This window comes from Thermotoga maritima MSB8 (assembly GCF_000008545.1).
GTDB lineage: Bacteria > Thermotogota > Thermotogae > Thermotogales > Thermotogaceae > Thermotoga > Thermotoga maritima.
The window spans coordinates 1,094,028-1,107,666 of the sequence record NC_000853.1 but is presented as its reverse complement, the minus strand read 5'-3'; the positions used below and the strand labels follow the sequence as shown (position 1 = coordinate 1,107,666).

Genomic DNA, 13,639 nt, shown 5'->3' with positions numbered 1-13,639 from the left:
ACCCATTTCAAGTATAGCATCAATCTTTTGAAACCCTTTCAGCGATGTAGTCAGCGGCGAAGTCCCGATCGATTTCAACCTGGTCTCCCGTCTCGAGGTCGCGGAGAATGACGATTCCTTTTTCCAGTTCTTCATCACCAATAATGACCGCATACCTCGATCCCATTCTGCTGGCGTGCTTAAGCTGACCGGAGAGCTTTCTATCCATGATGTCCACATCCACACTCAGGCCTTTCTTTCTCAATTCACCCGCAAGCCGAACACCATCCATAAAGGCTTTTTCACCAAGAGTTGCGATGTAAACAAGATGAACATTTTTCATCGGGATTTCTATTCCCTCTGCTTTTAAAGCGAGTATAATTCTCTCTATACCACCTGCAAAACCAAGGGCGGGTACGGAAGAGCCCCCAAGCTCCGCAAAGAGGCCATCGTACCTTCCACCACCCGCGATGGCGCTCTGGGCTCCAAGACCTTCGTGCCTCACCTCAAAAACCGTTCTGGTGTAGTAGTCGAGCCCGCGGACCAGGGTGTGATCTTCCACGTATTCGATCTCGAAAGTGTTGAGGTACTCTTTCAACTTCTTGTAGTGTGCCCTGCAGGAATCACAGAGATAGTCGACGCTTTTTGGTGCATTCAGAGAGTATTCGTGGTCCACCTTGCAATCGAGCAGTCTCAAAATGTTCGTCTCGTAACGTCTTTTGCAGTCGTCACAGAGATTGTCCAGGATTCGACCGTAATACTCCTTGAGGGCTTCGCGATAGTTTTTCCTGCACACCGGACAGCCTATGGAATTCAGGTGAATCTTGTATTTCGTGAGTCCGAGCCTTCTCAAGAAGGTATCAACCAGCATGATCACCTCGAAATCCGCTTTTGGAGATTCGGGGCCGATGATCTCGAAACCCACCTGGTGAAACTGTCTCAATCTCCCCGATTGTGGTTTTTCGTATCGGAACATGGGACCTATGTAGTAGTATCTCTGTTGAAACCCCCTATCTATCAGAGAATTCTCCAGAAAAGCCCTGACGACGGGCGCGGTACCTTCTGGTCTCAGAGTGATGCTCCTTCCCGCTTTGTCCTGGAAGGTGTACATCTCTTTCTGAACGATGTCTGATTCTTCTCCCACACTTCTAACGAAAAGTTCCGTCTGTTCGAATATGGGAGTTCTGATCTCCTCTATTCCCGCGCTTTCGCACACATTTCTGAAGGTTTCCTCGACGTACCTCCAGTACCATATCTCTTCACCGAAGATATCGTTTGTTCCCTTTATCCTTCTGTATTTCAACTATTCACACCTCCCCTTTCCTCGAGAAGAATCTTCACATCTCTTATGATTCTCACAATTGCGTAAAAGACGACGAGGAATTCCAGTCTTCCGAGGAACATGCCCACCGTCATGGTCCATATTACACCCACCGGAAGATTCGGACTGGTGAGCCCCACCGAGAGACCTACTCCATTCATTGCGGAGGAGAATTCGAACATGGAAACCAGTGGATCGTATCCGTAACTCATGAGGATCAAGGTTCCCACCAGATAGGTCAGGGCGTAGACCCCAAAGAAGACGAACATGTCCTTTATGATCCCATCGTCTATGGTTTTCCTGTTTTCACCTTTCCAAACTATGATCTTTTCAACCTTTCGCCTCGGTCCCATGAAATTGATGATAGATCGATATATCAATTTCAGTGTGACGAACACTCTGAACTGTTTCAAACCACCAGCCGTTGAATCCATCATTCCACCGAGCATCATGATAACGGTGAGAAGATACACGCCGATTGGAAAGAGAGTAACCCACGGAACAAGATCGGCGTTGGAGAACCCGGTGCCCGTTATTGCAGAGACTACCTGAAACACCACGTATCTGAGCGCCTTTTCGTGAAAAACCTTTTCGGCTGGTCGCAGTAGAAACAGCGATGCGATGACAATGGTGGATCCCATGATCCAGGGTTCCCCGTTTTTGACGAAGGCTTTGAAGTTTCCCTTCCAGAGGGTGTAATGGATTCCAAAACCCGTTCCACCGAGCAGCATGAGAACGATGGTTATCACTTCTATCGATACACTGCCGTAGTATCCAATACTCGCGTTTTTCACCGAGAAACCACCCGTTGCGAGAGCGGTGAGAGAATGGTTGAAGGCATCGAACCAGGGCATACCGGCCATATGAAGAAAGAACATACCAGCGGCGGCGTACGCCACGTATATGACCATGATCACCTTCGTGGAGTGGGTCACATTTGGGAGTATGTTGTCCACCCTACCTTCGGAACTGTAAAGGGAAGCTCCGAGAGGTCCGATCAATGTGGCGAGCATTATGACGGCAAATCCCGCACCTCCAATGAACTGCATGACACTTCTCCACACCAGAAACACATGGGGAAGACTCTCCACGTCAGGAAACATGGTGAGCCCCGTTGTGGTCCAGCCGCTTGTGGCCTCGAATACTGCCTGGTGAAAATTCAAAAGACCCTCTATAACGAACGGAAGTGCTGAAAGGACTACCGCGGCGCACCACGTTGTGACAACTATCACCGCTCCTTCCTGATACCCCACTACACGAGTCTCGTTCAATTTTGAAACTTTTTTAAGAACAACACCAGAGGCAAAGGAAATGATTGAAGGAACCAAAAAAGACTCGATGTATATCCACTCTTCAGGATAGAAAATCACAAAAATTGTTGGCAGAAGAAGGATCGCAGGGAACCATATCAAAAGCTGACCTACGTACCAGAAAATCACCTTGAGTCTGTATTTGGTACTGGTCATTAGGTCTTCCAATTTTTCTCACCTTCCAAGCAGTGTCTCTTCGACTGTTTCTTTGGCTTCTGCACTTACGATCACGTACAGTTTATCACCGGAGAGGATCTCCGTATCTCCTCTCGGAACCACAAGCACTCCACCGCGGACGATGGCAGCGATGATACTATCCCTTGGAAGCGGAAGATCCTTCAACTTCTTTCCCACAACCGGACTGTCTTCTTCCACGTTCACACTTAGAAACTCAATACCTTGTTCCAGCGGTATGATGCTGGAGAACTCATCTGGGAAGATGAGAGCTTCCACCGTGTTCGTTATGAGAGTGGTGAGATTCAAGACGGTTGTGATACCCATTTTTTTGAATATTTCCATGTTTCCCGGGTCGTTGACAAGACTCACTACCCGCTTTACCCCGAAGTCCTTCATAACAAGCTGTGCGATGAACAAATTGACCTCATCTCTTGGAGTGAGGATCACCACCACATCGTTTTTCGAAACCTCGGCGTCTCTGAGTATCTCTTTGTGACTTCCATCTCCGTGTATGATCGTCGCCTTCAATTTCTTGGCGAACTCTTCGCAGAGTTCCCTGTCTTTGTTTATGATCACTACACCGTACTTTCGTGACAGCATGGAACGCGCAAGGTAATACGCCGTCGTTTCTCCACCGATTATTATGACTTTCAATCTTCTTCACTCCCTATGATGAACTCCTTTACTTTCTCTATCATGAGAACGGCGGGACAGATGGTTTTTATTCCATTTTCTTCGAAAATCTTTATCTTTTCCGGATCGTAGACCCTGGCGATCACGTTCTCCACGTTGAACATGTACCTTGCGTTCATCGAGATGAAGAAATTCGTACTGTCGTCGTTCGTGAACGCAAACACCATGTCTGCCTTCTCCATACCACACTCTTTCAGAGTTTCAAACTCCGCGGCATCTCCCACCACGGTGAAACCGGAAAACTCGGAGTTGAGCCTGTGAAACGCGTATTCGTTTTTATCCACGACCACGACACTGTGTCCCGAAGAGGAAGCAAGATTTGCTATCAGCGATCCAAGTCTTCCACAGCCGAATATCACGATGTACTTGCTTTTTTGTTTTTTTGACATAATGTTAACTCCCTCACCTTCAATATCTGTATCTGTGAATCCTTCTCATCCTTAAAATATATCCCCAAATCATCCCGTAGACAAATCCACCTATGTGTGCCCACCACGCTATTCCGTAGGATCCAACAAGGCCGTTCAGAACCTGGATAAAGAACCAGATCATCAGATAGTAGAACGCCGGTATTTCCACGAGTGTGAGGAAGAAGAAAATTGGAAACAGAGTCACGATCCTCGAGTACGGAAACAGTACGAAATAAGCTCCCATAACTCCGGACACCGCCCCGGATGCCCCAACCATGGGAGTTGTTGAATGAAGCGTAAAAACGAACTGGGTGAGTGCGGCAAAAATACCGGCGGATAGATAAAACAGAGTGTAGCCAACGTGGCCCATCTCGTCTTCTGTGTTGTCTCCGAATATCCAGAGAAACCACATGTTACCCAGGATGTGCCAGAACCCTCCGTGGAGAAACATGTGAGTTATGAAAGGAAGAAGAGAAAAGCCGAGCGCTTCTTTTACTCTCTCAACCGTGTAACGAGCTGGCACGAGGCCATATCTGTACATGAACAGGAGAAGTTCTCTGTCGTTCAACATGAGTTCATACACGAAAACAACCACGTTTATCAAAATCAAAGCTATCGTTACGTAAGGCTTCTTTCTACTTGGGAGAACATCGTAAAGAGGAAACACGATATCACCTCACAAGATAATCAGATATGTTCGCCCTTTCCACCTCTTCCGGTAATATCTTCGATTCGTCTCCCGTCATGATCACAACCACACCCGGACCGTGTCCTGCTGAAACGCAGGCAGAGTGTACCACAACACCTATCGATACTGCCCCTTTTCTGTACTTTCCAACTCCATAGGAATTGTCGTGGTCCTGAATTGCGACGATGTCTCCAAGTTTCAGATCCGCTACTCCAAGATCCTCAGGATTCGATGCCATTATATCGTAGTCGGTGGAAGCACTGCTCGAAGCGCCAATCCCAGATCCCATCATGTGCGCTGGAATCTTCGCAACAACAGGTACATGGATTTTCCCATTCTTTTCCTGTATCCCAAGTTTTTCGAAGAGATCTGGGTCGATGTTCATCACCTTCACATCCGGATGATCCAGAAGCTTCAGTCCCTGCCCCCAGGCCTTTATCAATATCTTATCCCCCACCATGAGCTTTCCGAGTACTTCTTCCTCGAAGTGAACGAGAACGTGGTTCACACCTCCGTGTTTTCCCGTGACGAATCCTCTGCTTCCCTTCGCGTCTCCAGACATCACGATCACTTCGTTTCCTATACACGAGAGAGTCATCAGCGGTATTTCCTCTTCTTTTCTTCTTGCCATGACAGACACACCCGGTTCTACATGGTCTCCTGCCCATCCGTAAGCACTGTCACCCACCTTCACGTTGTAGGTGATGCCTCCAAGCACTGGAATTACCCTCACTGTCCCTTCGGTTGTTACACTGTAAGGAGACCTCATTTTCGCTGGAGCGATCTCTCCAACAACCGAAATTCGAACGAGTCTGTCTTTGTTAGTTCTCACAAATCTCACCTCCGGTGTGTGGTATCATTGAATAGATAGGGAAAACAAGGAGGTGACACTTTGAAATTTTACATCACCACCCCAATCTACTACGTGAATTCTGAGCCCCACATAGGAAGTGCCTATACCACTATTGTAGCCGATATCATCGCTCGCTACAAACGTTTCATGGGTTACGATGTGTTCTTCCTCACGGGAACAGATGAGCACGGCCAGAAGGTACTGCAGGCAGCCCAGCAGGCGGGGAAGGACCCGCAGGAATTCTGTGACGAACTGGCTGAAAAGTTCAAACGGCTCTGGAAAGAACTGAAGATCACGAACGATTATTTCATCCGAACCACAGACGAAATGCACATGAAAACTGTCCAGGAATTCGTTGCGAAGATGAAGGAGAACGGAGACGTCTACAAGGGCATCTACAAGGGATGGTACTGTGTTCCCTGTGAGACGTTCTGGAACGAGGACGAGGTTATAAAGGAAGGAGAAGAACGTTTCTGTCCGGAGTGTAAAAGACCCGTCAAATGGGTCGAGGAAGAGAATTACTTCTTCAGACTTTCGAAATACAGAGATTCCCTTCTGAAGTACTACGAGGAGCATCCCGATTTTGTGGAACCGGACTTCAGAAGAAACGAGATGTTGAAGATCCTCGAAGGTGGTCTCAAAGACCTGAGCATCACCAGGACGACCTTCAAATGGGGCGTTCCCATGAAGGACGATCCGGAACACGTGATCTATGTGTGGGTGGACGCTCTCATAAATTACATATCCGCTATAGGGTACGGCTGGAACGATGAGATGTTCAACAAATGGTGGCCCGCAGATTTGCATCTGATAGGAAAAGAAATAAACAGATTCCACTCCATCATATGGCCTGCGATGCTCATGTCGGTTGGACTCCCACTTCCAAAGAAGGTGTTCGCACACGGGTGGCTCACGGTGAACGGCCAGAAGATCAGCAAGTCTCTCGGCAACGCTATAGACCCCAGGTTCTTCGTGAAGAGATACGGCAACGATGTGGTGAGGTACTACCTGATACGGGATATCATGTTCGGAAAAGACGGCGATTTCTCGGAGGAAAGACTCGTCCACAGATTGAATTCCGATCTCGCGAACGACTACGGAAATCTCCTTCACAGGATCACGGCTATGATAAAGAAGTATTTCAACGGAAGACTCCCTTCTCCTTCCGCTCAGGAAGGGTTCGACAGCTGGCTGAAGGAGAGGTTCTTCGAAACAAAAGACGCTTACCATGAACTCATGGATTCCTACCGGCTCACAGAAGCCCTGGACAAGATATGGGAGTTCATAGCGGACGTAAACAAGTACTTCAACGACACGAAGCCCTGGATACTTGGAAAAGAGGGGAATATGGAAAGGCTCGGAACGGTGCTGTACAACTCACTGGAGGCAGTGTTCAAGGTGGCTCTGATGACGCTCCCGGTGATGCCAGACACCTCCGAAGAAGTGTTCAGAAGAGTGTCCTTTGAAGAAAAGCCTTCGAAGGAACATCTGGAGAACTGGGGTGTTCTGAAGCCTGGTTCCACAGTGATCCACGGCGAACCTCTCTTCAAGAAAATCGACGCGAAAGACTTCAAAAAGGTGGTGGAGACGGTGTCGGCCGAACAGAACGCGATCACAATAGATGATTTTTCCAAAGTAGACCTCAGAATCGCAAAGGTCCTCGAAGCGGAGAAGGTTCCAAATTCCAGAAAACTTCTCAGATTGATAATCGATCTTGGAACGGAAAAGAGACAGATAGTGGCGGGAATTGCAGAACACTACAGACCTGAAGAACTCGTAGGAAAACTGATCGTCGTTGTCGCTAATTTAAAACCCGCAAAACTCATGGGCATAGAGTCTCAGGGAATGCTTCTCGCCGCAAAGTCCGGCGATACCTTGAGACTTTTGACTGTAGATGGAGAAATCACACCAGGTGCGAAGGTGTCCTGACGGAGGGATGTGAATGCCAGAGATCCTGATAAACAAACCCGTAGAGGATGAGCTTGTTGAGTCTTATCTTCTGTACTCGATGAGCGTTATAGTGGGAAGGGCCATTCCGGATGTTCGGGACGGCCTCAAACCCGTTCAGAGGAGAATTCTCTATGGAATGTACGAACTCGGCCTCAAGCACAACTCACCCACAAAGAAGAGTGCGAGAATCGTCGGTGAAGTGATGGGTAAGTACCATCCTCACGGCGACGCACCCGTGTATGATGCCCTCGTGAGGATGGCTCAACCGTTCACGATGAGGTATCCACTCATAGAGGGTCAGGGAAACTTCGGTTCCATAGACAGAGACCCTCCAGCCGCGATGAGGTACACGGAAGCGAGACTCACGAGGCTCGCAGAAGAAATGCTCGAAGACATAGAAAAGAACACGGTGAACATGATCGACAATTTCGATGGCACGCTGAAGGAGCCTGAAGTCCTCCCATCCAAAGTGCCAAATCTCATAATAAACGGTGCCTCCGGTATAGCGGTGGGAATGGCCACGAACATACCTCCACACAATCTCTCCGAGACCGTGGATGCCCTGATTTATTTGATCGACCATCCAGAAGCCACGGTTGAAGAACTCATGCAGTTCATAAAGGGGCCGGATTTCCCCACAGGAGCCGTGGTAGTGAACGCTTCTGAGTTGAAGAAGGTTTACGAAGAGGGAAGAGGCAGGATCATCGTCAGAGGGAAGGTGCACGTCGAGGATGGAAAGAGAGTGAAGCGAATCGTCATCACGGAGATTCCGTACGGAGTCAGTAAAGCGGGTCTCATAGAGCAAATAGCGAAGATTGCAAAAGACGACGAATCACTCCCAATCAGGAACATAAGAGATGAATCTGACAAACGCGGAATGAGAATAGTCATAGAAATTCCAAAAGACGCAAACGAAGAGGTCATAATAAACAATCTCTACAAGAGAACCGCTCTTCAGGATTACTTCAACGTTCAGATGCTGGTCATAGACAAACACAAAAGGCCCAGGTTGATGAATCTGAAAGGATTGATGGAAGCTTTCCTTGAGCACCGCTTTGAAGTCATCAGAAGAAGAGCAAGGTACGAATACGAGCAGTACACAAGGAGGGCACACGTTGTCGAGGGTCTCCTGAAAGCGGCAAGAGCGATAGGTGTTGTTGTGGACATCGTGAGGAACAGCAAAGATGTGGAAAGTGCGAGGCAATCGCTCATGGAAACACTCGAGATCACCGAAGAACAGGCAAAAGCCATTCTCGACATGAGACTTTCGAGGCTGACTTCCCTCGAAATAGAGAACCTTCAAAACGAATACTCCGATCTGGTCAGGAAGATCTCAGAAGTGAAGGAAATACTCGAGAAGGACGAAAAAGTAAAGGAGATAATGAAAAAAGAATTCCTCTACCTGAAGCAGCAATACGGAGATCCCAGAAGAACAGAAGTAACAGATCAAAGTATCGAATACAACGAAGAAGAACTCATTGTCGAAGAGGACGTGGTGATCACACTGAGTCATAAGGGTTATCTGAAGAGCACACCGCTGAACAGCTACAGATCGCAGAAGCGTGGAGGTAAAGGTATCACCGTCTCGAAACTCTCTGAAGATGATGAGGTCGAGTTCGTTGTGGTCGCGAAGAACACCTCATCGACCCTGTTTATAACGAACCTCGGGCGGGCGTACGTTCTCAAGAATTATCAGCTGGAAACTACCGGAAGAAACACGAGAGGAAGACACATCACCGCGTTTCTGAATCTCGAAGACACAGAAAAGATCGTGGCACTCGCTTCTCTGAACGGTGAAGGAAGGGATCTTGTGATCGCTACGAAGTCCGGGAAGATCAAAAGGACCGCCCTCAAAGAGTTTGAAAACGCCACCAGCAATCGCGGTGTCAGAGCCATAAAGATAGAACCTGGAGATGAGATCGTCAGCGCCAGGGTTGTTAACAGCGAAAAAGAAACACTCATAGTGGCAACGAAGATGGGTATGGCCATCAGATTTCCGGTGAGTGATGTTCGCAGAATGGGAAGAAATGCGGCCGGAGTTCAGGCGATAAAGCTTCAGCCAGGAGACGAAGTGGTGAGTGTGGACGTGATACCTCCAGGTGAGGAAGGAGAGATTCTCACCGTGACAGAGAAGGGATTCGGCAAGAGAACACCCGTTCAGCTGTACAGGATTCAAAGAAGGGGAGGAACGGGTCTCAGAAACATCTCCGATGTGAACAAAACGGGATACGTAGTAGCTGTGAGGTACGTGAGGGGCGACGAAGAGATAGTGGTGGTCACAAGAAACGGTATGATGATCAGATTTCCCGTGTCTGAAATCGGTGTCATCGGTCGTGTAACGAAAGGTGTGAAACTCATCGAACTTGGAGACGATACCATATCGAAGGTGGCGGTGGTGAAAGATTGAGGAAACCCATAGAACATACCGCCGATATCGCTTACGAGATATCCGGGAACTCTTACGAAGAACTTCTGGAAGAGGCGAGAAACATCCTTCTCGAAGAAGAAGGGATTGTCCTCGACACCGAAGAGAAAGAGAAAATGTATCCTCTTGAAGAGACGGAAGACGCTTTTTTTGACACGGTGAACGACTGGATTCTTGAGATATCGAAAGGATGGGCTCCCTGGAGGATTAAAAGGGAAGGGAATGAGTTAAAAGTAACTTTCAGGAAGATCAGAAAAAAAGAGGGAACCGAAATAAAAGCTCTCACATACCATCTTCTGAAGTTCGAGCGTGATGGAGATGTTCTGAAAACGAAGGTGGTGTTCGATACTTGAAAGATCTCACGGAAAGGCAGAGAAAGGTGCTTCTGTTCATAGAAGAGTTCATAGAGAAAAATGGATATCCCCCCTCGGTGAGGGAGATCGCGCGGCGCTTCAGGATCACTCCGCGCGGCGCTCTTCTCCATCTAATTGCTCTGGAGAAGAAGGGTTACATCGAAAGGAAAAACGGCAAACCGCGGGCACTGAGGATATCGAAAAGCATAAGGAACAAAATACCTCTGATTGGAGAGATTCGTGCAGGTGAAAAAAGAGAAGCCATCGAATATCTGGAAGATTACATAGAAATTCCCGAGAGCTTTCTTTCGAGCGGTTACGATCACTTTTTGTTGAAGGTAAAAGGAGAAAGCATGATAGAAGAACACATCTGTGATGGGGACCTAGTTCTTGTGAGAAGACAGGATTGGGCGCAGAACGGGGATATCGTGGCGGCGATGGTTGACGGAGAGGTGACGCTAAAAAAGTTCTATCAGAGGGGTGATACGGTAGAGTTGAGGCCCGCTAACAGAGAGATGTCGTCGATGTTTTTCAGGGCGGAAAAGGTGAAAATCCTGGGTAAAGTGGTGGGAGTTTTCAGAAAACTCTAAGGGGGGATAAAATGTTTCCCTACAAGATTGTGGATGACGTGGTGATACTGATGCCGAACAAAGAGCTCAACATAGAGAACGCGCATCTGTTCAAAAAATGGGTTTTTGACGAGTTTTTGAACAAGGGTTACAACAAGATATTTCTGGTCCTCTCGGATGTGGAGAGCATAGACAGCTTCAGTCTGGGTGTCATTGTAAACATCTTGAAGAGTATCAGCAGCAGTGGTGGTTTCTTTGCACTGGTGTCTCCAAACGAGAAGGTAGAGCGAGTCCTTTCTCTGACGAATCTGGATCGCATAGTGAAGATATACGATACGATATCGGAGGCCATGGAGGAGGTGCGAAGAAAGTGAAGATCGCTATTGCATCGGACCACGCAGCTTTTGAACTGAAAGAGAAGGTGAAGAACTACCTTCTGGGCAAGGGAATAGAAGTGGAAGATCACGGTACCTATTCCGAGGAATCCGTTGATTATCCGGACTACGCAAAAAAAGTTGTTCAATCCATTCTGTCGAACGAAGCGGATTTTGGAATCCTTTTGTGTGGGACAGGGCTCGGGATGTCAATTGCTGCAAACAGGTACAGGGGCATAAGAGCAGCTCTCTGTCTTTTCCCGGACATGGCAAGACTCGCGAGATCGCACAACAATGCAAACATCCTCGTTCTTCCGGGAAGGCTCATCGGAGCAGAGCTCGCTTTCTGGATAGTGGATACCTTCCTTTCAACACCCTTCGATGGAGGAAGGCACGAAAGGAGAATCAGAAAGATCGATGAGGTTTAAAGAGCTGATACTTCCTTTGAAAATCGAAGAGGAAGAACTCGTAGAGAAATTTTACGAAGAGGGTTTCTTCAATTTTGCGATAGAAGAGGACAAAAAGGGAAAGAAGGTGTTGAAGATCTACCTTAGGGAGGGCGAACCCCTTCCCGATTTTTTGAAAGATTGGGAGATTGTTGACGAGAAGATCACCACTCCCAAAGACTGGATAGTTGAGCTCGAACCCTTTGAAATCGTCGAAGGAATATTCATAGATCCAACTGAAAAGATAAACAGAAGAGATGCGATCGTGATAAAACTGTCTCCCGGTGTGGCATTTGGCACAGGGCTCCATCCCACCACGAGAATGAGCGTCTTCTTCTTGAAAAAGTATCTGAAGGAAGGAAACACTGTGCTCGACGTTGGATGTGGAACGGGAATACTCGCCATCGCTGCCAAAAAACTCGGTGCATCTCGGGTGGTAGCGGTCGATGTAGATGAGCAGGCCGTCGAGGTGGCTGAAGAGAACGTTCGAAAGAACGATGTCGACGTGCTGGTGAAATGGTCGGATCTTCTCTCAGAGGTGGAGGGTACTTTCGATATTGTGGTCTCCAACATTTTGGCTGAGATTCACGTGAAGCTACTCGAAGATGTGAATCGTGTCACACACAGAGATTCCATGCTCATACTCTCAGGGATCGTTGACAGGAAAGAAGACATGGTGAAAAGAAAGGCCAGTGAACACGGATGGAACGTTCTGGAGAGAAAGCAGGAGAGAGAATGGGTGACCCTCGTGATGAAAAGATCGTAGGATGGCAACTTGGTAGAAAGATCACGAACATGAGACGCGTTGTCTTTCGATGTCCCTATGGATACCCCGTCGTTATAGAAAGCTTTCCCATCAAAGACGGAAAGCCTTTTCCTACACTTTACTGGCTCACCTGCCCTCATCTGAGAAAGGAAGTCTCAAAACTCGAATCACAGGGATATGTAAAAGAGTTCGAGGAAAAACTGGAAAGAGAAGGCAAGCTTCGAGAAAAGATGAAGAAAGCTCACGTTGAGATCATAAAAAAAAGGGCAGAACTCTTGCCAGAAGATCACCCCTTCCGGGAGATTCTTTCAAAGGTTGGAACCGGTGGTATCAGAGACTTCACCAAACTGAAATGTCTCCACCTTCATCTTGCAGACTATCTGGCCGGAGTGAAAAACCCCGTAGGGGAGATGGTGTGGGATCTTGTGGAGAGAAAGTTCTGCGAAGAGAAGCTTTGCAGAGCGGGGGAGGCGAGAGAATGAGAATCATAGAGACTATCGAAGAGATGAAGAAATTCTCCGAAGAAATGAGGGAAAAGAAGAAAACAATCGGTTTCGTTCCCACAATGGGATATCTTCACGAAGGTCATCTTTCACTCGTGAGAAGAGCAAGGGCAGAGAACGACGTGGTCGTGGTGAGTATCTTCGTGAACCCCACCCAGTTCGGTCCCAACGAAGACTACGAGAGGTACCCGAGGGATTTCGAAAGAGACAGAAAGCTCCTCGAAAAAGAAAACGTGGATTGCATCTTCCACCCATCAGTCGAGGAGATGTATCCTCCCGATTTTTCCACCTACGTTGAAGAAACGAAACTTTCAAAACACCTGTGTGGTAGATCCCGTCCTGGTCATTTCCGTGGAGTGTGCACCGTGGTCACGAAGCTCTTCAACATCGTGAAACCTCACAGGGCGTACTTCGGTCAAAAAGATGCACAGCAGTTCAGGGTTCTGAGGAGGATGGTGAGAGATCTGAACATGGACGTGGAAATGATCGAGTGTCCCATCGTGAGAGAACCGGATGGCCTCGCGATGAGCTCAAGAAACGTTTATCTGTCGCCCGAAGAAAGGCAGCAGGCGCTTTCGCTCTATCAGTCTCTGAAAATAGCGGAGAATCTCTATCTGAACGGTGAAAGAGACGCAGAAAAGATAAAAGAAGAGATGATAAAACACCTTTCCAGGTTCGATAAGGTGAAGATAGACTACGTGGAGATCGTGGACGAGGAGACTCTGGAGCCGGTTGAGAAGATCGATCGAAAGGTGATCGTCGCGGTGGCTGCCTGGGTTGGAAATGCAAGACTCATAGATAACACGATCCTGGGGTGAGAAC

General features: G+C 47.9%; 15 protein-coding genes. 9 read left to right on the top strand and 6 right to left on the bottom strand.

Annotation, left to right across the window (positions count from 1 at the left end; translation table 11 throughout):
* Positions 1 to 19: 19 nt before the first annotated feature.
* The 6 genes from hisS to TM_RS05510 are packed head-to-tail and all read right to left on the bottom strand — an operon-like array spanning position 20 to position 5,410.
* Entirely contained in the window at positions 20 to 1,282 is a 1,263-nt protein-coding gene (hisS, locus tag TM_RS05535) for a histidine--tRNA ligase (protein WP_004080372.1), read from the bottom strand.
* Positions 1,279 to 2,766 carry a TrkH family potassium uptake protein gene (locus tag TM_RS05530; protein ID WP_004080375.1) on the bottom strand — a complete coding sequence of 496 codons (1,488 nt, stop codon included), beginning with the start codon at positions 2,764 to 2,766 and terminating at the stop codon, positions 1,279 to 1,281. Before TM_RS05530 ends, hisS begins: the two co-directional genes overlap by 4 nt.
* 18 nt (positions 2,767 to 2,784) lie before the next feature.
* Positions 2,785 to 3,441 (bottom strand): potassium channel family protein, encoded by a 657-nt coding sequence (locus TM_RS05525; protein ID WP_004080380.1) that lies wholly within the window; start codon positions 3,439 to 3,441, stop codon positions 2,785 to 2,787.
* Complete coding sequence (locus TM_RS05520) at positions 3,438 to 3,869, bottom strand: potassium channel family protein (RefSeq protein WP_004080386.1); 432 nt, start codon at positions 3,867 to 3,869, stop codon at positions 3,438 to 3,440. The genes TM_RS05525 and TM_RS05520 overlap by 4 nt, the downstream gene beginning before the upstream one ends.
* Before the next feature lie 19 nt (positions 3,870 to 3,888).
* Complete coding sequence (locus tag TM_RS05515; protein ID WP_004080389.1) at positions 3,889 to 4,557, bottom strand: rhomboid family intramembrane serine protease; 669 nt, start codon at positions 4,555 to 4,557, stop codon at positions 3,889 to 3,891.
* A gap of 4 nt (positions 4,558 to 4,561) precedes the next feature.
* Positions 4,562 to 5,410: a DUF4438 domain-containing protein gene (locus TM_RS05510; RefSeq protein ID WP_004080391.1), complete on the bottom strand. Its 849-nt coding sequence runs from the start codon at positions 5,408 to 5,410 to the stop codon at positions 4,562 to 4,564.
* A gap of 60 nt (positions 5,411 to 5,470) precedes the next feature.
* On the opposite strand from TM_RS05510, the gene metG reads away from it, so the two are divergent.
* Genes metG through panC form a run of 9 tightly spaced genes read left to right on the top strand, consistent with a single transcriptional unit; the run spans position 5,471 to position 13,635 of the window.
* The gene (metG, locus tag TM_RS05505) at positions 5,471 to 7,360 is read left to right on the top strand and encodes a methionine--tRNA ligase (RefSeq protein WP_004080396.1); all 1,890 of its coding nucleotides are present in this window, start codon (positions 5,471 to 5,473) and stop codon (positions 7,358 to 7,360) included.
* Between the two features lie 13 nt (positions 7,361 to 7,373).
* The gene (gene gyrA, locus TM_RS05500) at positions 7,374 to 9,788 is read left to right on the top strand and encodes a DNA gyrase subunit A (protein ID WP_004080399.1); all 2,415 of its coding nucleotides are present in this window, start codon (positions 7,374 to 7,376) and stop codon (positions 9,786 to 9,788) included.
* Positions 9,785 to 10,159 (top strand): archease, encoded by a 375-nt coding sequence (locus TM_RS05495; protein ID WP_004080400.1) that lies wholly within the window; start codon positions 9,785 to 9,787, stop codon positions 10,157 to 10,159. Before gyrA ends, TM_RS05495 begins: the two co-directional genes overlap by 4 nt.
* Positions 10,156 to 10,749 carry a transcriptional repressor LexA gene (gene lexA, locus TM_RS05490; protein ID WP_004080401.1) on the top strand — a complete coding sequence of 198 codons (594 nt, stop codon included), beginning with the start codon at positions 10,156 to 10,158 and terminating at the stop codon, positions 10,747 to 10,749. Before TM_RS05495 ends, lexA begins: the two co-directional genes overlap by 4 nt.
* 11 nt (positions 10,750 to 10,760) lie before the next feature.
* Positions 10,761 to 11,102: an anti-sigma factor antagonist gene (locus TM_RS05485; protein WP_004080402.1), complete on the top strand. Its 342-nt coding sequence runs from the start codon at positions 10,761 to 10,763 to the stop codon at positions 11,100 to 11,102.
* A complete protein-coding gene (gene rpiB / locus TM_RS05480) occupies positions 11,099 to 11,530 on the top strand; it encodes a ribose 5-phosphate isomerase B (RefSeq protein ID WP_004080405.1) in 432 nt (143 codons plus the stop codon). Before TM_RS05485 ends, rpiB begins: the two co-directional genes overlap by 4 nt.
* On the top strand, positions 11,520 to 12,314 hold the full coding sequence (locus tag TM_RS05475; RefSeq protein ID WP_004080406.1) for a 50S ribosomal protein L11 methyltransferase: 795 nt from the start codon (positions 11,520 to 11,522) through the stop codon (positions 12,312 to 12,314). Before rpiB ends, TM_RS05475 begins: the two co-directional genes overlap by 11 nt.
* Positions 12,284 to 12,796: a DUF501 domain-containing protein gene (locus TM_RS05470; RefSeq protein ID WP_004080407.1), complete on the top strand. Its 513-nt coding sequence runs from the start codon at positions 12,284 to 12,286 to the stop codon at positions 12,794 to 12,796. The genes TM_RS05475 and TM_RS05470 overlap by 31 nt, the downstream gene beginning before the upstream one ends.
* On the top strand, positions 12,793 to 13,635 hold the full coding sequence (gene panC, locus TM_RS05465) for a pantoate--beta-alanine ligase (RefSeq protein WP_004080408.1): 843 nt from the start codon (positions 12,793 to 12,795) through the stop codon (positions 13,633 to 13,635). Before TM_RS05470 ends, panC begins: the two co-directional genes overlap by 4 nt.
* The last annotated feature ends 4 nt before the right edge of the window (positions 13,636 to 13,639 follow it).